This window comes from Kitasatospora sp. NPDC091207, assembly GCF_044768625.1.
GTDB lineage: Bacteria > Actinomycetota > Actinomycetes > Streptomycetales > Streptomycetaceae > Kitasatospora.
This window is the reverse complement of the sequence record NZ_JBIVVS010000015.1, coordinates 160,843-182,335: the sequence shown is the minus strand read 5'-3', so window position 1 is coordinate 182,335 and position 21,493 is coordinate 160,843. Positions and strand designations below refer to the sequence as shown.

General features: G+C 75.5%; 18 protein-coding genes. 12 read left to right on the top strand and 6 right to left on the bottom strand.

Annotation, left to right across the window (positions count from 1 at the left end; genetic code table 11):
* Nucleotides 1–198: 198 nt before the first annotated feature.
* The 3 genes from ACIQTO_RS24155 to ACIQTO_RS24145 all read right to left on the bottom strand — a co-directional run bounded on the left by ACIQTO_RS24155 (nucleotide 199) and on the right by ACIQTO_RS24145 (nucleotide 3,748).
* Nucleotides 199–1,755 carry an alpha/beta hydrolase gene (locus ACIQTO_RS24155; RefSeq protein WP_402391613.1) on the bottom strand — a complete coding sequence of 519 codons (1,557 nt, stop codon included), beginning with the start codon at nucleotides 1,753–1,755 and terminating at the stop codon, nucleotides 199–201.
* Nucleotides 1,756–2,055: 300 nt separating this feature from the next.
* Nucleotides 2,056–2,694 carry an NAD(P)-dependent oxidoreductase gene (locus tag ACIQTO_RS24150; protein WP_402391610.1) on the bottom strand — a complete coding sequence of 213 codons (639 nt, stop codon included), beginning with the start codon at nucleotides 2,692–2,694 and terminating at the stop codon, nucleotides 2,056–2,058.
* Nucleotides 2,695–2,815: 121 nt separating this feature from the next.
* On the bottom strand, nucleotides 2,816–3,748 hold the full coding sequence (locus ACIQTO_RS24145; protein WP_402391608.1) for an EamA family transporter: 933 nt from the start codon (nucleotides 3,746–3,748) through the stop codon (nucleotides 2,816–2,818).
* Nucleotides 3,749–3,847: 99 nt separating this feature from the next.
* Between ACIQTO_RS24145 and ACIQTO_RS24140 the strand changes: the two genes are divergently transcribed.
* Nucleotides 3,848–4,345, top strand: a complete 498-nt coding sequence (locus ACIQTO_RS24140; RefSeq protein ID WP_402391605.1) for a MarR family winged helix-turn-helix transcriptional regulator — start codon at nucleotides 3,848–3,850, stop codon at nucleotides 4,343–4,345.
* Nucleotides 4,346–4,438: 93 nt separating this feature from the next.
* Here ACIQTO_RS24140 and ACIQTO_RS24135 read toward each other — a convergent pair whose 3' ends face one another.
* Entirely contained in the window at nucleotides 4,439–5,377 is a 939-nt protein-coding gene (locus ACIQTO_RS24135) for a methyltransferase domain-containing protein (protein WP_402391602.1), read from the bottom strand.
* Between the two features lie 29 nt (nucleotides 5,378–5,406).
* On the opposite strand from ACIQTO_RS24135, the gene ACIQTO_RS24130 reads away from it, so the two are divergent.
* From ACIQTO_RS24130 to ACIQTO_RS24110, 5 genes are all read left to right on the top strand, one after another.
* Entirely contained in the window at nucleotides 5,407–6,903 is a 1,497-nt protein-coding gene (locus tag ACIQTO_RS24130) for a PLP-dependent aminotransferase family protein (RefSeq protein WP_402391600.1), read from the top strand.
* A gap of 251 nt (nucleotides 6,904–7,154) precedes the next feature.
* Nucleotides 7,155–8,330 carry a glycoside hydrolase family 3 N-terminal domain-containing protein gene (locus tag ACIQTO_RS24125; RefSeq protein ID WP_402391598.1) on the top strand — a complete coding sequence of 392 codons (1,176 nt, stop codon included), beginning with the start codon at nucleotides 7,155–7,157 and terminating at the stop codon, nucleotides 8,328–8,330.
* A 479-nt stretch (nucleotides 8,331–8,809) separates the two neighbouring features.
* Nucleotides 8,810–9,265 (top strand): hypothetical protein, encoded by a 456-nt coding sequence (locus tag ACIQTO_RS24120; RefSeq protein ID WP_402391595.1) that lies wholly within the window; start codon nucleotides 8,810–8,812, stop codon nucleotides 9,263–9,265.
* A gap of 222 nt (nucleotides 9,266–9,487) precedes the next feature.
* Nucleotides 9,488–9,871 carry an ArsR/SmtB family transcription factor gene (locus tag ACIQTO_RS24115; protein WP_402391593.1) on the top strand — a complete coding sequence of 128 codons (384 nt, stop codon included), beginning with the start codon at nucleotides 9,488–9,490 and terminating at the stop codon, nucleotides 9,869–9,871.
* A gap of 71 nt (nucleotides 9,872–9,942) precedes the next feature.
* The gene (locus tag ACIQTO_RS24110) at nucleotides 9,943–10,074 is read left to right on the top strand and encodes a DUF6126 family protein (RefSeq protein ID WP_329491248.1); all 132 of its coding nucleotides are present in this window, start codon (nucleotides 9,943–9,945) and stop codon (nucleotides 10,072–10,074) included.
* Here the strand turns inward: ACIQTO_RS24110 and ACIQTO_RS24105 are convergent.
* A complete protein-coding gene (locus tag ACIQTO_RS24105; protein ID WP_402391590.1) occupies nucleotides 10,052–12,610 on the bottom strand; it encodes a cytochrome P450 in 2,559 nt (852 codons plus the stop codon). The genes ACIQTO_RS24110 and ACIQTO_RS24105 overlap by 23 nt on opposite strands.
* Before the next feature lie 361 nt (nucleotides 12,611–12,971).
* Between ACIQTO_RS24105 and ACIQTO_RS24100 the strand changes: the two genes are divergently transcribed.
* From ACIQTO_RS24100 to ACIQTO_RS24090, 3 genes are all read left to right on the top strand, one after another.
* Complete coding sequence (locus tag ACIQTO_RS24100; protein WP_402391587.1) at nucleotides 12,972–13,751, top strand: sigma 54 modulation/S30EA ribosomal C-terminal domain-containing protein; 780 nt, start codon at nucleotides 12,972–12,974, stop codon at nucleotides 13,749–13,751.
* 172 nt (nucleotides 13,752–13,923) lie between these two features.
* The gene (locus tag ACIQTO_RS24095) at nucleotides 13,924–14,346 is read left to right on the top strand and encodes a hypothetical protein (protein WP_402391585.1); all 423 of its coding nucleotides are present in this window, start codon (nucleotides 13,924–13,926) and stop codon (nucleotides 14,344–14,346) included.
* Nucleotides 14,347–14,442: 96 nt separating this feature from the next.
* Complete coding sequence (locus ACIQTO_RS24090; protein WP_402391582.1) at nucleotides 14,443–15,045, top strand: SMI1/KNR4 family protein; 603 nt, start codon at nucleotides 14,443–14,445, stop codon at nucleotides 15,043–15,045.
* A 283-nt stretch (nucleotides 15,046–15,328) separates the two neighbouring features.
* On the opposite strand, the gene ACIQTO_RS24085 is transcribed toward ACIQTO_RS24090, so the two are convergent.
* Nucleotides 15,329–16,714: an NAD(P)/FAD-dependent oxidoreductase gene (locus ACIQTO_RS24085; RefSeq protein WP_402391579.1), complete on the bottom strand. Its 1,386-nt coding sequence runs from the start codon at nucleotides 16,712–16,714 to the stop codon at nucleotides 15,329–15,331.
* A 427-nt stretch (nucleotides 16,715–17,141) separates the two neighbouring features.
* On the opposite strand from ACIQTO_RS24085, the gene ACIQTO_RS24080 reads away from it, so the two are divergent.
* From ACIQTO_RS24080 to galE, 3 genes are all read left to right on the top strand, one after another.
* Nucleotides 17,142–19,454, top strand: a complete 2,313-nt coding sequence (locus ACIQTO_RS24080) for an RICIN domain-containing protein (RefSeq protein WP_402391576.1) — start codon at nucleotides 17,142–17,144, stop codon at nucleotides 19,452–19,454.
* A 108-nt stretch (nucleotides 19,455–19,562) separates the two neighbouring features.
* Nucleotides 19,563–20,210: a hypothetical protein gene (locus ACIQTO_RS24075; RefSeq protein WP_402391573.1), complete on the top strand. Its 648-nt coding sequence runs from the start codon at nucleotides 19,563–19,565 to the stop codon at nucleotides 20,208–20,210.
* Between the two features lie 126 nt (nucleotides 20,211–20,336).
* Nucleotides 20,337–21,398: a UDP-glucose 4-epimerase GalE gene (gene galE / locus ACIQTO_RS24070; RefSeq protein WP_402391570.1), complete on the top strand. Its 1,062-nt coding sequence runs from the start codon at nucleotides 20,337–20,339 to the stop codon at nucleotides 21,396–21,398.
* Nucleotides 21,399–21,493: the final 95 nt, after the last annotated feature.

Sequence of the window (21,493 nt, the reverse complement as noted above, 5' to 3'; positions counted from 1 at the left end):
GCGGGCTTGTGTCCCGCCCCCCCCCCCCCCCCCTTTTACCGCCCGGGCCCCTTGGCTCCGTGGCGAGGGGCCACCGTGGCCCGGGGGGGGCGCCCCCCCCGGCCGGGGGGCGGGCGCCCGGCGCCGTGCTCCGTGCGCGGCCGTCACCACCCGCCCGTGCGGACCCGTACCCGGCGCCGGGGGGCGTCGGGGCGACGGTCAACCGGCCTGCGGGGAGGGGCAGCTGAGGTCGTGGGCGGGGGCACGGCCGGCGAGCAGGTAGGAATCGACGACCTCGCGGACGCAGGTGTTCGGCCCCGGGTACTGGCCGTGGTCGCCGTTGCCGGTGACCGTCACCAGCCGGGAGCCGCGCAGCGCGCGGTGGGCCGAGCGGGCGGCCTCGTAGTACGTGGCCGGATCGTGGACCGAGTTGAGCATCAGCGTGGTCGGCAGGCCCGCCCCGGTCACCCGCACCGGGGGCGCGGTCGGAGCCGGCCAGGCGGCGCAGACGCCGGCGAAGGCGAGGGTCCGGGCACCGGCCAGCGGCCAGCGGGCGGTGAACTCGGCGCCCCGCTCGGCCCAGGTGTCCAGATCGCGGGTCCAGGGCGTGTCGTTGCAGGTCACCGCGAAGTACTCGGCGAGGAACTCGGGGCTCAGGTACTGGCCGAAGACCAGCCGTGCCGCGGCCCGTGCGCCCGGGTTCGCGCCCGGCCAGTCGTCCAGCGCGGTCAGGGCGGTGGCCAGCGCGGGGAAGCCCTCGCTCGCCCGGTAGACGGCCTGGACGGTGCCGTTGTCCAGTTGGTTGGGCCCGACGGTCAGGGTGCCGTCGACGAGCGGGCTGTCGTGCAGGGCCGCGCGCCGCCGCTCCCAGTGGGCCTTGACCTCGGCGACGGTGCCGCCGTAGTGGTACGTGCCGTCCCGGGCCGCGAGCCAGGGCAGGAAGTCCTCCTCGAAGCGCCGCTGGAAGCTCATCGGCTGCCCGAGCTGGAACTGCTCCCAGCTGCCTGCGAAGCCGACGTTGCTGTCCAGGACCATCCGCTCGACCCGCTGCGGGAAGAGCGTCGCGTAGTACGCGCCGATCATGGTCGCGTAGGACGGGCCGTAGTAGCTGATCCGCCGCTCGCCGAGCAGGGCCCGGAAGAGGTCGACATCGCGCGCGGTCTGTTCGGTCGTCAGGTACGGCAGCAGGTCGCCGCTGCGCTGCGCGCAACCGGCGGCCAGCCGACGGGAGTTGTCGATCACCCGGGCGCGGTCGGCGGGGGAGTCGTCGCGGAAGTCCCCGGCGAAGAAGGCCTGGAACTCCTCGGGGGTCTGGCAGACGGCCCGGGTGCTGTGGCCCACCCCGCGCTGGTCGAAGCCCACCACGTCGTACGCGGCCCCGACGGCCGGTGCCGACCGCACGAAGCCGTCCGGGCGCAGCAGCCCCGTGCCGCCGGGACCGCCGGCGGCCATCACGAGGGTGCCGCGCCGCTGCGCCGGGTCGGTCGCGCGGTGCCGGGACACCGCGACGGAGAGGTCCGGACCGTTGTTCGGGTGGTGCCAGTCGCGGGGGACGGCCATCGTGGCGCACTCCAGCGCGGGCGCCTCCGCGCAGGGCTGCCAGGCGAGTCGCTGCTGGCTGTAGTGGGCGGGGACGGCCGGCGCGGCGGCGGTCGTGGTGGTGGCGGTCGCCGCGGAGGCGCCGGTGGTGGGCAGGGCGACGGCGGCGAGGAGCGCGGCCGCCGCGGCGACGAGCGGGCCCCGGCGTCGGCGGGTGCTGGGTACGGAATCGTTCACGTCCTCGATCCTGGCCGTTCGGAGGGGTGCGATCGATCCGGCCCGCACCCCTTCCGGGGTGGTGCGGGCGACACCCGCCGAACGGCGGGGGTCGCGGCGACGGTCGCCCGTTCGTGCGCTGCGGGCAGGTCTGTTGACGGTCGGTCGGCACCCCGCCGCCCCACGCCCGCCCACCTGGTCCGCGGCTGACGCGTTCGGCCGGGCCGGCGCGGGGTGCGCGGGTGCTGCGCCACGACGTGCGGGTGCCCGGTGCCGAGGACACCGGGCACTCCCGAGCCGGGGCGGCGGGGGCGGAGCGGTTCAGTAGGCGGCGGTGAAGCGGGTGCGGTGGTGGGCCGGGCGCTCGGCCTCGTCGAGGAGGACGACGGCGAGGTCCTCCATCGAGATCGCCGAGACGCCGGCCGCGTCGACCACCAGCTCGTCGCCACCGAGGCGGTAGCGGCCGGTGCGCGGGCCCGGTTCGAGCAGGGCGGCGGGGCTGAGGTAGGCCCAGTCGACGTCGGTCGAGGCCTGGTGGAGGGCGAGCTGCTCGCCGCAGGCGAGGGCGATCGGGAGCCAGGCGGCCGGGAAGTCGGGGGCGTCGATGACGGTGGCGCCGTCGCCGCCGGGCAGGGTGAGGCTGCCCGCGCCGCCGACGACGAGCAGCCGCACGTCCGTCCCGGCGAGGCCGGCCAGCAGACCCCTGGTGGCGACGGCCAGCTCCGGCTCGCTGCCGGGGGCCGGGCGGGTGGCACTGATCACCACGGACTGACCGGCGGCGAGGCGGGCGACGTCCTCGGGGTCGCGGGCGTCGCCGGTGGCGATCACGGCGGCGGACGGGAGCCCGTGCGGCCGGGTCGGGTCGCGCAGGACGGCGGTGACCTCGTGCCCGCGGGCGAGGGCCTCGGTCACGATCCGGCTGCCGACGTTGCCGGTGGCGCCGAAGACGGTGATGCGCATGGGATTCTCCAGTTTCGCTGGTGCTGCTGACGGCATGGTGCTTCGGGGAATGGTGCGGTTCCGCAGCTCCGCGGTGGGTGGCGCCGCGGGGCGACGGCGCCGCGGGGCGACCGCGGTGCGGTCAGGTCCGCACGGCGGGGTGTTCGGCCGCGGGCCCGCTGACCGTCGGGGCTGTCGGCGCTGTCGGCGGCGTCGCGGCGCGGGGCCGCTGGGTCTGGGCGGCGACCAGCGAGCCGAGCACGATGACCGCGCCGAGCCCCTGGACGGCCGAGAGGTCCTGACCGAGGACGAGCCAGCCGAGGGCGGTGGCGACCACCGGGCTGAGCAGCCCCAGGAAGGTGACGGAGGTCGACGGCAGCGCCCGGATGCCCCGGAACCAGAGCGCGTACGCCAGGGCCGCGCCGATCAGGGTCAGGTAGCCGTAGCCGAGCAGGTTGTCGCCGGTGAGGTGGGACGGGGGCGCGCCCTCCACGATCAGGGCGACGGGCAGCAGCAACAGGCCGCCGGCGGTGAGCTGCCATCCGGTGGTGGCGAGCAGTGGCGCCGGCGAGGTCCAGCGCTTGGAGAGGACGACGCCGGTGGCCATCACGACCGCTCCGGCGAGCGCGGCCGTCACGCCGACGGCGTCGAGCCGGGCGTTGGCGCGCAGGACCAGCAGGCTGACGCCGACGACCCCGGTGATGCCGGACACCAGGGTGCGCGGCGTGAGCCGGTCGCCGAGCAGTCCGGCCGCGAGCCCGGCGGCGATCAGCGGCTGGACGGCGCCGACGGTGGCCGCGACCCCGCCCGGCAGACGGTAGGCGGCGATGAAGAGCAGCGCGAAGAACGCGCCGATGTTGAGCGCGCCCAGCACCAGCGAGCGCCACCACCAACTGCCCTTCGGCAGCCGGCGGGTGAGGGCGATGAGCAGCAGCCCGGCCGGCAGGGCGCGGATCACCCCGGCGAGCAGCGGGCGGCCGGGCGGGAGCAGTTCGGTGGTCACGAGGTAGGTCGAGCCCCAGATGGCGGGGGCCAGCGCGGTCAGCAGCACGATTCCGAGTCGATTCCTTAGCACTAAGCCAATGTATCTCAGCGCTAAGGCATATCGGGAGGGTCGGCGGCCGTCCCGGCGTGTGAGGTATCTCACCACTAAGGCATCGATTAGGCTGGCGGGGTGGCAGATCACGTGGACCGCCTGGTGAAGCAGTGGGGCGCGGAGCGTCCCGACCTCGACGTCTCCCCGATGGAGGTGATCGGCCGGCTCAAACGGTTCTCCAGGCTGGTGGAGGCCGAACTCAAGCGGAACTTCGCGACGCACGACCTGGACGCCCCGTCCTTCGACGTCCTGGCCACCCTGCGCCGCAGCGGCCCGCCCTACCGCCTCACCCCCACCGGCCTGATGCAGTCCGCGATGGTCACCTCCGGTGCCATCAGCCAGCGGCTCGACCGGCTGGAGGCCCGTGGCCTGGTCACCCGCACGGCCAGCGACTCCGACGGCCGCAGCCGGGAGGTCGCCCTCACCCCCGAGGGCCACGCCCTGGTCGACCGGGCGCTCCCCGACCACCTGGTCACCGAGCGGCGGCTGCTGGCCGGCCTCGACGAGCCGCAGACGGAGGCGCTGATCGACGCGCTGCGCACGCTCCTCGCCGCGCTCGGGGACAGCCCGGAGTAGCGGGGGCGGGCCGGGGAGCGACCCGTGGACCCCTGAGCGGCAGGTCCCTGCCGGCCGGGGTCCTGCCGCTCCGGTCGCCGCTCAGGTCGCCGCTCAGGGATTGACGGCCACCGCCTTGAAGAAGGTGTAGTGGAAGGTCCCGCCCTCCTCCGCCGTGCGGCGCAGGTCGGCGATGCCGTGGTCGAACGCGGCCGCCGTGGTGAGCCCGGCCGCGAGCGCGTCGGCGCGTACGGACTCGACCATCGCGACGAACGTCCGCCGGGTGAACCCCTCGACCAGCGCCGGGCGACTCCCGTCCACCGAGACGGTGAGCGGGCGGACGGCGACGTCCCGGAAGCCCGCGTCCGCCAGCAGGGGGTGCAGCCGGCGACCGAGCAGGGCGTCGCCCCCGGCGTCGGCCTGCAGGCGGACCAGATGGTCCACGGTCGCCCGGGCGGCGGCGCTGTCCGGGTGGAACAAGGTCGAACCGTGGTCCCCCTCGATCACCGTGATCGTCCCGCCGGGCCGCAGCACCCGTCGCAGGGCCGTCAGCGCGGCCGACGGGTCCGCCAGGTGCTCCAGGACGAAGCAGACGAAGAGATGGTCGAAGGAGCCGTCCGCGAAGGGCAGTTCGTGCAGGTCGCCGTGGTGCCAGATGACCCGCGCGTCCGGCGCCTGTGCCGCCACCCGGGCCCGGGCCTCGCCGAGCGAGTCGGCCGAGATGTCGGCGGCGGTCAGCTCCGCCCCCGGGCTGGAGGCCAGCAGGTGCACCGTCTGCGCCCCGACGCCGCAGCCCGCCTCCAGGACCCGGCTGCCCGCCGGGTAGGCCGTCCCGGCGTGCAGCAGCTCCGCGAGGGTGTCCGCCTGGTCGCCCAGCCGCCGCGCCTCGGCCGGCGAGTAGCCGTGGACGTAGGCGTGGTCGTGGGTGAGGTCGTCGCCGTGGGCGCGGGTGCGGGTGTGCTCCACGGCGTGGGCGGTTTCGGTGGCTCCGGCGGTTCGGGCGGCCTCGGCCGGCAGGGCGGTTTCGGCGGCTTCCGTGGTCTTCGTGGTCATGGCCCCACCCTGGCCCGCACAATGGACCGGTGAACAGGTCCAAAGAGACGCTCACTCAGGGGTCCATAACCGCCGGTGCGGACTTCCTGCAGCTCGACGCCGCCGACGCGCCGCCCGGCCGCCTCGCCGACTGGCTGGCCCGCCGGCTGCGGGAGGCCATCGTGGACGGCCGCCTCCCGGCGGGCAGCCGGCTGCCCGCCACCCGGGTGCTGGCCGGGGAGTTGCGGATCTCCCGAGGGGTCGTCACCGACTCCTACCGGCGCCTCACCGAGGAGGGCCGGCTCGCCGGCCGGGGGCGCGGCGGCACCGTCGTCCTGGCCGCGCCGGTGCCGGTACCGGCAGCACCGCCGTTCCCGAGTCCCGCGCCGCCCGGCCCGGAACCCGCCCTGTTCGAGGCCGACCCCGTCCCCGCCAGCTTCGACGCGCTGCGCGCCGCTCCCGCCCGGATCGACCTCTCGCCCGGCGTCCCCGACCTCGCCGCCTTCCCCCGCGCCGCCTGGCTCCGGGCCGAACGCGCCGTCCTCGACGGGCTCCCCGCCCACGAGTTCGGCTACGGCGACACCCGGGGCAGCGCCGCGCTGCGCCGGGCCGTCGCCCAGTGGCTGGCCCGCAACCGGGGCATCGGCGCCGACCCCGACGAGGTGCTGATCGTCGCCGGCGCGGCGCAGGCCCTCGCCCTGCTCGGCCAGGCCTTCGGCCGGGCGGGCATCCACGAGGTCGCCGTCGAGGACCCGGGCTCGCTCGGCACCCGGCAGCACCTCGGCCACTGGCTCCGCGCCACGCCGCCCGTCCCGGTCGACGCCGACGGCATCCGGGTGGACGCGCTGCGCGCCACCGGGGCGCGGGCCGTCCTGCTCACCCCCGCCCACCAGTTCCCGACCGGTGTGGTGCTCGGCGGCCGGCGCCGCCGCGAACTGCTCCGCTGGGCCGGTGAGGGCGGTCTGGTGATCGAGGACGACTACGACGCCGAGCACCGCTACGACCGGCCGCCCGTGCCGGCCCTGCGCGCCGTCCTCCCCGAACAGGTGTGCTACATGGGCAGCGTCTCCAAGCTGCTCGCCCCCGCCCTGCGGACGGGCTGGCTGCTCGTCCCGCCCCGCTACCGCGAGGCCGTCCTCGCGGCCAAGCGGTTCGCCGACCTCGGCAACCCCGTGCTGCCGCAACTGGTGCTGGCCCGGCTGATGGACTCCGGCGCGCTGGAGCGGCACCTGCGCCTGCTGCGCCCGCGCCACCGGCGCCGCCGGGACGCGATGATCGCCGCGATCGGCGCGCACCTGCCGGGGGCCGTCGTGCACGGCGCGGCGGCCGGGCTGCACCTGATGGTCACCTTCCCGGCCGGCCTCGGCTGCACCGACACCGAACTCGCCACCGCGGCGCTCGCGCACGGCGTCAAGGTGCAGCCGCTGTCCTGGCACGCCCGGCTGCCGCACCCGCCCGGGCTGGTGCTGGGCTACGCGGCCGGGGCGCCGGGCGAGATCACGGAGGGCGTCGCCGTGCTGGGCCGGTTGCTGCGGGGGCCGGGTTGACGGACCGGGCGGGCGGGTGTCGTTCCCCCGCCGGACGTCGAGGTGTCCTGGGCCCCGCGGCGGACCGGCCGCGGCAGTTGCCGGCCCCGCACATCGGGTGAGCCGAGCCCGGGGCTCACGGCGGACCGGCCGCGGGCCGGGCGAGGACCTGCGCGTCGCGCCGGGCCGGGGTAGCGTGGCGCATCGGACCCGGCCGTCGCCCGTCGTCGGGTTGTCGCCCGTCCGCTCGCACCCCGTTCTCGGGAGGCCCGATGTCGTCGCTCCGGCGGAGCACCCACGTGGTGCTCCCGGCGCTGCTGCTGACCGCGTCGGCGCTGGCGCCGGCCTGCTCGGCGCAGTCCTCCCACCGGCCGCCGTCGGTGGCGGAGGGGACGATCCCGACGGCCACCGGCCCGGCCCCCGATCCCCTCGACCAGGTGGACTCGCGCCTGCTCGCCGGCCGGCGGATCGTGTACTCCTACCCCGGCCCCACCCCGTCACCCGCTGTGCTCCGGGCGATCCGCGAGGGGCGGGCGGCCGGCGTCATCCTGTTCGGCGAGAACGTCACCGACCTGGTGCAACTCCGCGCGGCGGTCGACCAGTTGCGGCAGGCGGCGGCCGAGGCGCCGGAGCCCCGCCCGCTCCTGCTGATGACCGACCAGGAGGGCGGCCGGATCCGTCGCCTGCCCGGCGCGCCGGAACTCTCCGCCCGTCGCACCGGGCAGGCGGCCGATCCGGTCGCCGAGGCCGCCAGGTCGGGGGCCGACGCCGGCCGCACCCTCGCGGACGTCGGTCTGAACGTCAACCTCGCCCCCGTCCTCGACGTCTACGACGCCCCGGACAACTTCATCGACCACCACGAGCGCTCCTACGGTCAGGAGCCGTCCTCCGTGGCCCGGTTGGGCAGCGCCTTCCTCACCGCCCAGCAGGATCTCGGCATCGCCGCCACCGCGAAGCACTTCCCCGGCCTCGGTTCCGCCGCCCGCGAGCTCAACACCGACGAGCGCCCCGCCACCCTCCCCGTCCCGCTCGCCGAACTCCGCGCCCGGGGCGAGGAGCCGTACCGGACCGCCATCGCCGCCGGCGTCCGCCTGATCATGGCCTCCTGGGCCGTCTACCCCGCCCTCGATCCGGACCGGCCGGCCGGCTTCTCACCGGCCGTGGTCCAGGGTGAACTCCGCGACCGGCTGGGCTTCCGGGGCGTCACCGTCACCGACGCCCTGGAAGCCGGCGCCCTCGCCCCGTACGGCGACACCGGCGCCCGGGCCCTGGCCGCCGCCGGGGCGGGCATGGACCTGCTGCTCTGCTCCGCCCGCGACGCCGAGCAGGGCGAGGCCGCCGCCGCCGCGCTGGCCGCCGCCCTGGACGCCGGGAGCCTGGACCGCGCGGCCTTCGCCGCCGCCGTCCACCGGATCGACGACCTCCGCGGCACGCTCGGCGGGAGCTGAGCCCGTCGTTCCACGGCCGGCTTCGAACGGTCGGGTCCGGACGGCTGGGTCCGGACGGCCACCCGTCCGGGTTCCGCGGTCTCGCGGGGCGGTCCGACACGATGGACGGGACGGTGTCGGTGAGGGCGTCGGTGAGGGCATCGGTGAGTGTCGGTCAGAAGCCGACGGTGCCGGTGGAGCTTCGCGTCACCGGCTGAGCCGGACGGGGCCGGACGGGGCCGGACGGGGCCGGGCCGGACGTGACGGTCTGACGGTCTGTCGGGGCGGCGGCTGACGGCTCGTCGGGCCTGGTCGACGGCCCGTCAAAGGCCTTGCGGCGGGGTGGCCGAGATCGCGCCATCGAAGATCGATTTCCAGTCTGTTCACATTTTCCTGGGTGAATCTTTGCCTGGGCATTGGAATCGCATGCCAAGGTTCAGGCATGGCACATGTGAAATGTCACATGTGAATGACAATGTCTTGAGGAAACGGAGAGTCCGATGAACCGAATCGCTCTGCTCGCCGCAGGGGTCGCCGGCGCGGCGACGCTGCTGGCCGTTCCGGCCCAGGCCGGTGCCGCCACGTCCACCACCACCACGACCACCACCACCTGTGGTGCCTCCGGGCTGCAGGCCGGTCTGATGACCAAGGTGTGCGCCGAGATCACCGGTGACAGCGTGCAGTTCTACGGGCAGGTCAGCCTGGCCGGTCCGCCGAGCCCGGGCGGCCCGGCCCCGGAGACCAAGGAACTGCTGACCGGCCTCTCGGGTCAGGTCGTCGGCGGTGCGTCGCTCGGCTCGTCGAGCGGGCGCACGCTGTTCACCGCCAGCACGGTGCAGGTCCGCGGCGTGGGTGGCACGGTGCCGTGCGGGTCCACCGTCCACGGCAGCTTCAGCGTGGCGTACTACCCGTGGAACCCGGCTCCGGTCACGGTCGACGCCGTGGTGGCCTGTTAGGCGAAGCCTTTCGCTACGGTCGGACCCGGGGGTGGTGCCAACCCCCGGGTCCGACCCGTTTCCGGGGCGGGACGGGGCGGGGGGTTGCATGATCCAAGATGAGGACTTGAAGAATTCTTCATCTGCCGGGATGATGCTTCCCGGTCGTGGCGGCCGAGGGGACCAGCGCCCCGCGCCGGCCGCGCACACCGGTACCACCGAGCAGCAGGGAGCGAGCGGACGATGGCGGTCCCGCTGTACCAGGCCAAGGCGGAGTTCTTCCGCACCCTCGGGCACCCCGTCCGGATCCGGGTGCTGGAGCTGCTCCAGGACGGACCGCGTCCGGTGCGCGAGCTCCTGGCCGAGATCGGGATCGAGCCGTCCAACCTCTCCCAGCAGCTCGCGGTGCTGCGCCGCACCCAGCTGGTCGTGGCCACCCGTGAGGGCAACACCGTGGTGTACGCGCTGAGTACGCCGGACGTCGCCGAACTGCTGCGCGCCGCCCGGCGGATCCTCACCGAGCTGATCACCGACCAGGGCGCGCTGCTCACGGAGCTCCGGGGGCCGGGCGCCGCCGAGGGCCCGGCCCCCGCGTCGACCGCGTCACGAGCCGATGAGGACGGATGAGGGCCGGGCGGCCCGCCGCCGCCCGGCGGACCGGTCGCCCACCCGTCCCCCGACCGAAGGAGACCCCGGCCATGGCCAGCGGCACCAGTGACGAGAAGAGCAGGCGCAGGGCCATGCTGATCCGCGCGGGCATCTACATCTTCGCCACGCACCTGTTCGCCGGGTTCGTGCTCCTCCTGTTCACCCTCGGCGACCGTCACTGAGGTAGCGGTGGCTGGTGCTGGTCCACGCGTAGACGCCGTCGACCAGTTCCCGGGTGCCGTCGAGGTACCAGTGGCCGGACGGGTGGCGGCGCAGCAGGTGGCGGCGCAGCGCCTCGCTCTCCTCCCGCAGTCGCGCGACCCGGGCGCGGACCGACAGCACCGCCTGGCGGCGGGTGCAGCCGCGGACGCGTTGCAGGGTCAGCACGGTGTTGAAGGCGACGGTCGGCTGGCGTTCCTCCCGCTCCAGTGAGTACAGGTCGTTGATCAGCGTCGCGGCGTCGGCCGTGTGCGCGCGCAGTCGGTGCAGTTCGGGCTCGGCGTGCAGCCGGGCGGGCGCGTCGGCGCCGTGGACCCGCTCCAGTATGTTCATGAACGGGTAGAGGCAGCTGGCATGGCGGCGCAGCCGCATCGTCCCGGGGAGGCCGGGGGCCGTGCCGCGGGACCGGTGGGCGGACTCGGTGAGGAAGGTGTCCAGGCAGGCCCGCCACTCGGCGGCGCCGCGCGCGTGCCAGGCGGGGGACATGCCCTCGTTCTGCCGTAGCCACAACTCCCGCCAGGCGTGCAGGAGTCGGCCGCCTTCGGGCGCGGCCGCAGGGGCCGGGGCGAGAGCGGGGCCGGCGCCGGTGAGCACGCCGAGCAGCGGGTCGACCAGGCTCCGGGCCCGGTCCGGGTGGCGGCCGGGCGGGCCGTCGAAGCGGTCGTCGAGAATGGTGAACCAGCCCAACACATCGATGAGCAGGTCGAGTTCGGCACCGTGCGCCCGGGGGTAGGCGTGGTCGATCAGCTGGGGGAGCGCGTAGGCCTGGTAGCGCGGCAGGTCGGCCGGGGTGAGCAGGCCGTGGCCCAGCACCCAGTCGGCGTGCCGGGCGGTGGACGCGCGCAGCTCACCGGGCCGGCGCGGACCGCCGGGTGCGGGCGGCCGGGCGGCCGGATGGGTGGGCGGGGCCGGTCGGGGGCGGGCCGTGGCCCGGGTGGCCGGGAGCCCGGCGCGCGGGAGCCCGGTGACCGTGGCCCGGGTGGTGTCGGCCGGGGCGGGGGCGGTGTGCCGGTCGGTGGGGTGGTGCGGTGCGCCGCCGGTGCGCGGGGTGAGGCGGACGCGCAGGTCCTGGGCCTGGACGGTCGTCCAGACCACCTCGCGGGCCCGGGAGCCCGGTTGGGCCGTCGGCCGCCAGCGGCGCAGGATCGCGGCGGTGGCCACGGTCAGCTCCGCCCAGGCGAAGGCCTCGCCGATGCACTTGTGCTTGCCCGCGCCGAACGGCAGGAACGCCTGTCGCCCGGCGGTCGCCGCCGCGCCGCCCTCGTGCCAGCGGTCGGGGTGGAAGCGCAGCGGCTCCGGGTGCAGCAGCGGGTCACGGTGCACCGCGGTGAGGCTGTAGAGCAGTTCGGTGCCGGCCGGGATCCGGTACTGGCCGAGTTCGACCGGCACGCGGGCCGTCCGCATCAGGAAGGCGTTCGGCGCGTGCAGCCGGACCACCTCCTGGGTGACGCTGCGGGTGTACGTCAGCCGGGCGAGTGCCTCGGGGGTGGGGACGGTGCCGGCCGGGAGGTGCTCGTCCAGCTCCGCCAGGACACGGGCCTCCACCCGGGGGTGCCGCAGCAGTTCGTCGATCAGCCAGGTGAGCGTGGTGGAGACGGTCTCGGTGCCCGCGCCGAACATGGTGATCGCCTCGGACCGTACGTCGGCTTCGGTGAGCGGCCGGCCGGTGGCGGGGTCGGTGGCGGCGCGCAGCAGGGCGGGCAGGGTGCGGTCCGGCGCGCCGGAGGGCCGGCCGGTGCCGGCGGAACCGCCGAACGGACAGCCGCCGGCGGGTGAACCACCGGACCGGGCGCGGCCGTCGACGGCCTGGTCGACCACCTGGTTCAGGACCCGGACGGCGGCGTCGAAGCGCCGATTGACCGGGAGCGGCAGCCGGGCGAACGCCGGGTGCGGGTAGAGCGACTGGACGATCTGGCCCTTCACCATGTCGGGCAGCGCCCGGTGGAAGGCGAGCGTGGCGTCCTCGCTCAGCCGCGCGTCGAACAGCGTGCGGGTGACGATCTCCAGCGCGAGGTGGTTCATCTCCTTCGCGACGTCGAGGATCTGGCCCGACCGCCAGCTCCCCGCCCGCTCCTGCGCCACCTGGTGCATCACCGCGAGGTACTCGCCCGTCCGTTCCGGGCCGAAGGCGGGCTGGATGATCCGGCGGCGGTCGCGGTGCGCCTGCCCCTCGGACATCAGCAGGCCGTCGCCGAACGCCGTCTTGAGGGTGTCCTGGACGGCGCCGCGCGGGCAGTCGTGGGCGAGTGCCACCAGCAGGGTGTGGACCAGAGCGGCGTCGGTGACGACACAGACGGTGCGCGGCCCGAGCCGGATCCGGACCACGCCCCCGTGGCGGGAGAGCGAGCCGAGGAAGCCGAGCGGGTCGCGCAGCAGCGCGGGGGCGTGGCCGAGGCCGGCGAGGGCGCCCGGTGCGAGCGGGGGAGGGGCCGAGGGGGCTCTCCGTGGAATGCTTCTGGAGGGCGCGCTCGTTCTACGCGTCTCGGCCGTCAGGACCATGACATCACCTCTCACCAGATGGACCGGTGCGGCGGTACCGCCGGAGTCGTCGCCGCGACCGGGGGGAACCGAGGCGCCGCCGACGCGGACCCCGCGCGCACCACTGCCAGAGGGCGCACGTTATGGGAAACGCGCCGGTCCGGCGGGCGTTGCGCCGTACCCCGGTGGATCACTCCATCGGTGGAGCGCACAGGCGCGGACCGGGAGCGGTGTCCGCGGGCGGCAGGCGGTGGGTGGACGCGACCCGGTCGTTCGGCCCGGACCGGGTGGCACCCGGTCTTGCCCCACAGACAAGGTCTTTCGGCCCTCGGCCGCGGGGGCCCGGCCGGTCCAGCATGGTCCGGAACCAAGGAGGACCCTGATGACCCGTCTGCGCCACCGCTCGGCCCCCGACGTGCGGGTGGAGATACGCGGCGAACTGCCCCGCGCCGATGCCGAGTACGCGCGGGCCCGGGCGCTGGACGTGAGCGTGGCCCTCGGCCCCGGCGCGTACGCGGCCCGGGTCCGGCTCACCCGGCTGCGCCACCCCTCACTCGCCCGGCCGGTCGTGGCACAGGCCGCGATCGAGCTGGCCGGCGCCGGTCCGGTCCGGGTGCAACTGGCCGCCGCGACCGGGGGCGAGGCGGTGGACGTCGCGCTCGGCACCCTGGCCGGCCGCGCGGCGCGGCTGCGCGAACTGGGGGACATCGGGCTGGCCGCCGTGTACGAGAGCGCCTACCGGCCGCAGTGCGCGCCGCGGCCGCTGGCCGAGCGGCAGATCGTCCGACGGAAATCGGTCACGCCGGCCCGCCGCACCCCCGACGAGGCGGTCCGCGCGATGCTGGCCCTGGACCACCGGTTCCACCTCTTCACCGACGCGCTCACCGGCCAGGACAGCGTCGTCCACCGCAGCGCCGAGCACGGCGGCCTCCGGCTGGTCCGCGCCCACTCCACCGCGCGGCTCGGCCACTCCGGGCTCCCCCTGACCGAGAGCCCGCACCCCGCGCCCCGGCTGGACCCGGCCGAGGCGGCCCGCCGGCTCTGGCTCACCTGCCTGCCCTTCGTCTTCCACACCGATCCCGGCGACGCGCGCGGCCGGGTCCTCTACCGCCGTTACGACGGTCACTACGGCTTGATCACGCCGGTAGCGGAGGCCCGCTGAGGGGCAGGTATCGGTCGGCACCGGCCGACCGGGCCGGCCGCCGCTCCGCCGGGCGGGCCGCTCCCGCAGGCCGGCCCCGCACGGCACCGCCCCGCACCGCCCGTACGAGTGACGAGCAGACGAGCACCCGACCGACAGGCACACCCCCTAGCGCAAGACGGGAACTGGGACCATGGACTGCGAAGAAGTCATGCTGACCGTCCGGATCTCCGCTGCCGAGCGGGCCCTGCTGCGCGAACTGGCGCGCGGCCACGGCAGCGACGTGTCGGAGGTCGCCGTGGACGGCCTGCTGGACGTCATCCCCGCCCTGCACGGCGACGCCGGCGTGCTGGCCCTGCTCCGCGTCCTCGCCCGGCCCGCGCCCTGCGCCGTCACCCTCTGGCTGCCCGTACCGGTCGCCGACCTGCTCCCGCTGGTCGGCGAGCGGGTCACCCGGGTGGCCGGACTGCGGGTCGGCCCCGCCAGTGCCGCGCTCGCCGCCGGGCTGCGCCTCTGGCTGGCGGGCGACCCGGACCGCCTGGCGGCCTCCCTCGCCACCATGCACGCGCAGGGCGCCCACCGGTACGGCGTCGGAAGCCTGGGCGTCGCGGCCTGAGCCCGCCGCGGTCCGGGGGCGGTCCGGGGGCGGTCCGGGGGCCCGTTCCCCCGGCCGGACCCGGTGTTGTCGGACCCCTCTGGTACTCCTGACGGCATGACAGACCACGCCTCGTCCGAAGAGCTCGCTCTGCTGCGTGCCGCCTTCACCACCGGTCCGGCCGCCGCTCCGGCCGCCGATTCAGCTGCCGACCGGAGCGCGCCGGCCCTGCGGACACCGCCGCTCGGCTGGGACGCGGTGCGTGCCTTCGAAGCGGAGCACGGCATCGTGCTGCCCGAGCCGTACCGGACGGTCGTGGCCGAGATCTGTGACGGCTCCTCGGACGGCCCGCCGTACTACGGGCTGATACCGGTCGCCGCGCTGCCGGCCGACTGGGGCGCCGGCCGTCCGCCGCAGGTGCTGGCGGAGCCGTTCCCGCTGACCGCCGCCTGGCAGTGGGACGACGATCCGCGGCCGGAGGAGGAGGTGGACGCCCTGCTGGAGCGGGTCTTCCACCACGGCTCGATCGTGTTGGGCACGGACGGCTGCGGGATGTACTGGCACCTGGTGGTCTCGGGCCCCGGGCGCGGTGAGGTCTGGCTGATCACGGGGGAGGGTGCGGTCCCTTACGGCACCCGGGAGGGTGGGTTGGTGGGGGAGCCGGGTTTCGCGGGTTGGGTCGGGCGCTGGGTGGCGGGCCTGTCCTGGTGGTCGGAGTGATGCCGGGCGCAGGGGCCCCGGATGGCATGTGCCGGGCAGGAAAAGGGCCGGTCGGAGTGCTGGTCACGATGTCGGCGCGGGTCTAGCATTCCCGTCACGGCAGCCGGGGTACGGACGTTCGGACCACCCCGGCCGGGGTGGCCGCCACCACCCCATGCCGGGGAGCGCGTACCCCCCGAGCGCGCTCCCCGGCGCCCGCCGTACGTTCGCTCGCCGTACGTTCGCCCGCCGTACGTTCGCCCGAGTCGGCGAACGGGTCGTCGGCCCTGCCCGGGGCGGGCGCTCAGTACGGTCCGGTCAGTTCGGCCACCCGTGGGAAGCGGGCGATCGCCTCGGCGACGGTCGGTGCCGCCGACCGGCGGGGGCGCAGCGTGGCGAGGGCCACCGAGGGCGCGGTCAGCCGGGCGGCGGGGGCGGCGAGCGAGAACACGTCGAAGTAGGCCGCCGAGACGCCGGGGTCGGTGAGAGCCGCGCGCAGCAGCCGGCCGGTGTACCAGCGGGTGAACCGGCCGGCGGGCCGGTGGGCGGGAGGTTCGTTCGACCGGACGCCGGGAAAGGCCCGGTCCTGCTCCTCGGCCATGTTCCAGGGGGTGTCGACCGCGCGGGCGATCCGCTGCTGGACGGCGCTGCTGACGTGCGGGTGGAGTCCCTCGGTGTCGAGGGCGCTCCGGATGGCGACCGCGCACTGGGCGGCGACCGCCATGCCGTGGCCGTAGACCGGGTTGAGGGCGGCGAGCGCGTCGCCGGTGGCGGCGAACCCCGCCGGGGTCCCGTCCCGGTAGCAGCGGCGGCGGTTCAGCGTGCCGTGGCAGGTGCGGATCGGACCGATGGGGCGGGCGGTGCGGGCGAGGTCGTGGACGACCGGGTGGTCGAGCCCCCGGAGGAAGGTGTGGAACTCGGCCTCGGTGCGGGAGGGTTCGCCTGCCCGGGTGCCGGAGAGGGTGATGATCCAACGGTCGTTCTCGATCGGGACGACGGTGGCGCCCCGCCCGGGCGCGCGTCGGCCGGGGACGGGGACGATGCTGACGATCGGGAAGCCGTGGTTGCCGCGCGGGGCGTCGAACAGGCGGGCGGCGTAGGCGAGTCCGGCGTCGACCGTCACCTCGCGCGGGCCCGCGGAACCCAGCGCGCGCAGCCATCGCGGGGCCTGCGAGCGGCGGCCGGTCGCGTCCACCACGAGGTCGGCCGGCAGGCTCTCCCGGGATCCGTCCGGGTTCTCGACCAGTGCCCCGCGGACCTGGGTCGCGTCTCCGGTCAGGCCGAGGACGGAGGTGCCCTCGCGGATCGTGACGGTGGCGCGGCCGCGCAGTCGTTGCCGGACGGTGTGGTCGAGCAGGTGCCGGCTGCAGGCGATCAGATAGGCGCTCGACTCGAAGGCCTGGAGCCAGCCCGGGCCCAGCCGCATCAGCAGGCCGGAGGGCATCGGCCGGCGGTGGGCCCCGGCGGTGAGCAACGCGTCGACGGTTCCCGGGAGAAGGGCGTCCACGGCGTCGGCGCCGCCGCCGAGCAGGATGTGGCTGAAGTCGCCCTGCGGCAGTCCCCGGCGTGGGTGCGGCCCGTCGGGGAGGGTGTCCTGCTCGACGACGGTGACGTGCCGGGCGTGCGGTTCGAGGGCCGCGGCGGCCAGCAGCCCGGCCAGGCCGCCGCCGAGCACGAGGGCGGTGCTCACCGCACGCCGGTGTGACGGTCGCCGACGGGGGCGCGCCCCCGGCCGGAGCTCAGCGGACCCGGCTCCATGCGCCGCCCTTCGGTCTTCGGTGACCGGTCGGTCGACCGGGGTAGCCCATTCTGGCCAGCGGTCGCAACTGTTCAAAGCGCAACCATCGTTCTTTCCCCCGCACGGGTGATCAAGGAGCCCTGGCGGCGCCTCGCGCCGGGGCTGCCCGCCTCGCGCCGGGTCCCCCGCCCCACACCCGGCCGGCCCGTTCGCCGGGCTGCGCCGGGGCGTTCGAGGCGGTCTCGCAGACGCGCGCGAATTTCGAAAGGAGGTTTTTGTTATCCGGTCCGGCCGGGTCCGGTCTCCGGGGTGTCGGAAGGTCCGGCCGCCGCGTCGAGCGGTGGGCGGGCCGTCGTACCGAGGAGAGGAGAAGAACACGATGGGAAACCGGAGCAGCGAACACCGGAGTACGGACCGTCGGCGTCGCAGGCGCGGCAGGCCGGGGCGCCGGACGGCGCTCCTGGCCGCCGCGGTGGTGGCCGGGCTGGTCGCGGGCGCACTGGGGATCCAGACCGCGTTCGAACCGGCTGCGGACCGCGGCACGGCGGCGGCGGCGGTGGACAGTTCGGCCGACCGGGCGGAGGCGGGCACGGCCGGAGCGGTCACCGAGGACGGCGGGCCGGGGGAGACCGGGACCGCCGAGGGGGCCACCCAGGCACCCGCCCCGCAGCGGGAGAAGAAGGCCACCCCGCTGCGCGAGATACCCAAGGACCAGCCGGAGCGCGGCCTGGTCTACGCGGGCCTGACCCTGCCGACCGGCGACCGGTGCGCCGGCTCGTTGGAGGTCTCGGGCGGGCAGCTGTGCAGCCACGGCCCGGACGCGCCGCCCAAGGACATCGACATCCGCAAGGACGTCCCGCCGGTGGCCGCCGCGGCCGCCCAGGCGCCGGTGCTCACCCCGGCACCGGATGCCCAACCACCTGCCGTCGCGGACCTGTTGAAGGGAGCGACGCCGGTCCTGGACGCGGGGCAGAAGGCCCTCCTGGGTGACGCCGGCGCCCCCGCCGGAGCGCCGGCCCCGCAGCAGAACGCGGCCGCCGCCGGCGCCGCGCTCGTCTGCGAGGGTGACGGCAGCACCGGCAACCGGGTCCAGGCGGTGTACGTCCACACCCCCGGCAACGACCGGTTCGCCCAGTACCTGGCCTCGTTCAAGAAGTGGGCCGCCGAGGTCGACGTCATCTACAACGCCAGCGCCGAGGAGACCGGTGGTGTGCGGCACGTCCGTTTCGTCACCGAACCCGACTGCACCGCATCGGTGTTGAACGTGCAGATCGCGGACTCCGAGATCCAGGACTTCAACGCGAGCAACCGCGCGCTGGCCGCGCAGGGGTTCAATCGCAAGGACCGCAAGTACATGATGTTCACCGATGCCAAGGTCTACTGCGGCATCGGCACCTTCGCGGGCGACGAGCGACCCGGGCAGGACAACCTGAGCAACTTCGGCCCCTCGTACGGCCGGACCGACTCGGGCTGCTGGGGAGGCCACACGGCGGCGCACGAACTCGGCCACAACCTGGGCGCGGTGAGCAACAGTGCGCCCAACTCCAGCAAGGGCGGCCACTGCGTCGACGAGTGGGACCTGATGTGCTACTCGGACACCCCGTACTACCCGGCGATGAAGACGGTCTGCCCGGACAACGCCAGTGACGCCCGGCTCGACTGCCACCACGACGACTACTACAACACCGCACCCGCGCCGGGCAGTTACCTGGCCACGCACTGGAACGTCGCCAACAACCGCTTCCTGATCGCGGGCGGCGGCACCGGTCCGAACCCCAGTCCGACCCCGACGGCCACCGCGACGGCCTCGCCGACCCGCACCGCCTCGCCGAGCCCGACCGGCACGTCGACCGGCACCCCGACCCCGACCCCCACGCCGACCGCGACGACGACCCCGACCCCGACCGGGAGCCCGACGGCGACCACGACCCCGTCGCCCACCGGCTCGCCGACCCGCACCGCCTCGCCCACGCCCTCGCCGACCTCCTCGCCCACCTCCGGCGCCGCCGGGCCCGAAGTGACGACCAGTCAGATCACCCAGAACTCGGTGATGCTGAGCTGGCCGGCCGTGCCGGCCGCCGCCGGGTACGACGTGCTGCTGAACGGCCAGACCCTCGGCACCGTCCGCTCCACGGTCGTCGGTCTCGTCCGGCTGGCGCCCGCCACCTCGTACACCGTGGCCGTCGCGGTGCGGGACGGCGCGGGCGCCGTCTCCAAGCCCGGCCGCGCCGCCACCTTCCGCACCCTCGCCGACGGCGGTCAGCCGCAGCCCGGCAGCCGCTACACGCTGGTGAACGGGTTGACCGGCCAGGCCGCCGACCTCTGGGGCAGCTCGCTCAACGACGGCACGGTGGCCATCGCCTACCAGCGCACCGGCTACGCCAACCAGAAGTGGAGCTTCGAGGACGCCGGTTCGGGCGCCGTGCGGATCAAGTCCGCCCGCTCGGACAAGTGCCTCCAGCTGGGCGGCGACCCGGTGGCCGGCCAGTACCTCGCGCAGCAGCCCTGCTCCGGCGCTGCCGCGCAGAAGTGGCGGCTCACCCCGTCGGCCGGCGGGTTCACCCTGAACGCCGACGGCTCGAACCTCGTCCTGGGTGTCAGCAACCGCTGGTACTACGGCGGTTGGCTGCTGGAGCTGCAGAAGCCCAACGGCCAGGCCTACCAGTCCTGGACGCTGCAGAAGACCGGCTGACGGCGGGTCGCCCCCGCCGTAGCCGTCCCCACCACCCGCCCGGGTGCGGCCGCCGCGCAGCAGCGCGGCGGCCGCACCCGGCCACCCCCCCACGAGGAAAGCCCCGCCATGCGCACCCGACCGTTCGCCGCCGCCCTCGCCCTCGCCGGGGCGGTCGTCCTCGCACCCGCCGCGGTGCCCGCCGCCGCCCACGGCGACACCGTCCACCTGGAGGTCACCGGCCAGGACAGCGGGCACGTCACCACCGTCGCCACCTGGGAGAACGACCACGACCCGGTCACCGAGGAGTTCGCCGGGACACTCGCCGCGACCTCCGCCGACGGCCGGGCGGCCGGGCCCTGGCGGCTGGTCGCCGTCCCCGGGCACCCGGGGGCGTACACCACCCGGGAGCTGCTGCCGGCCGGCCACTGGAAGATCACCGTCGACTGCGCCTTCCCGTCCCTCGGGCACGGCGAGCGCGAACTGGACATCGAGGCGGCCGTCATCTCCGACCCGACGCTGCCCACCCCCACCGCGCCGCCCACCGCGCCGCCCACCGCCACGTCCGGGCCCGGGCTCCCGCCGGCGTCCGCACTCGTGCCCGTGTCCCCGGTGGCGTCCGCCGCCGCCGGCGCGGCCGCGTCGTCGGCGCCGAGCACCGCCGCCGGGACCGGCGGCTCCTCGACGGCGACCTGGGCGGCCGTCGCCACCGCCGTCGCCGCCGTGCTGCTGGTCGCCACCGGCTTCCGGCTCCGCCGCCGGGCCAGCCGGAGCTGACGCCCGGACCGGAACTGACGCGCGCCGAAGATCCGCCGGCCGGTGGAACCGTCGCGCCCGAACCGTCGTCCCCTCACTCACCGGACGCTGCCGAGGCGTCCGTCGGGAGCAAGGGAGCGTTCGCGTATGAAGAAGGTCCTGATCACCGGTGGCGCGGGATACATCGGCAGCACCGTCGCGTCCGCGCTGCTCGACCAGGGCATCACACCGGTCGTCCTGGACGACCTCTCCAAGGGGCGGCCGGAGTTCGTCGAAGGCCGGGTGTTCTACCAGGGGGACATCGCCGACGCCGGGCTGCTGGACCGGATCTTCGCCGAGCACCCCGACATCGCCGCCACGCTGCACTGCGCCGCGCGGATCGTGGTGCCCGAGTCGGTGGCCAGGCCGCTGTTCTACTACCGGGAGAACGTCGCCAAGACCGTCGAGCTGCTGGAGGGCCTGCGCCGCAACGGCTGCACCCGGGTGGTCTTCAGCAGTTCCGCCTCCATCTACGCGCCCACCCCGGACGCCCGGGTGGACGAGAGCTGCCCGGTCGCCGCCGACAGTCCGTACGCGCGCACCAAGCAGATGATGGAACAGGTCCTCCAGGACTGGACCCGGGGTGACGGCGCCGAGCACGTCCGCGTCATCGCGCTGCGCTACTTCAACCCGATCGGCGCCGATCCGCGACTGCGCACCGGCCTGCAGGACCTCCGGCCGACCCACGCCCTCGGCAAGCTGATCGAGGCCCACGCCGACGGCGTGCCGTTCACCGTCACCGGGGTGGACTGGGCGACCCGCGACGGTTCCGGCATCCGGGACTACATCCATGTGCAGGACCTCGCCGAGGCCCATGTCGCCGCGCTCACCCGGTTCGACGAGGTCGTCGAGCCGGCGGCCGAGGACCGCTTCCGGGTGATCAACATCGGCACCGGCGAGGGCACCACGGTCCGCGAACTGATCGCGGCCTTCGAGGCGGCCGTCGGGGCCGAACTCGACGTCCGGGAGGCGGATCCCCGCCCCGGAGACGTGATCGGGTGCTACGCCGCCGTGGACACCGCCCGTGAACTGCTCGGCTGGACCGCGCGGCGCACGATCGAGGAGGCGGTCGCCGACGCCCTCGCCTGGCGCGCCAAGTGGACGGCGCACCTCGCCCCGGCCGACCTGACCTCGGCCGACCACACCTCGGCCGACCTGACCTCGGCCTGACGGACAGCACCTGACGGGTACTGACTGAGGAGACCCGCCCGACGAACCCGCCGACCGGGCCCGCGCGTTCTGCCGCGCGGGCCCGGTCGTCTGCC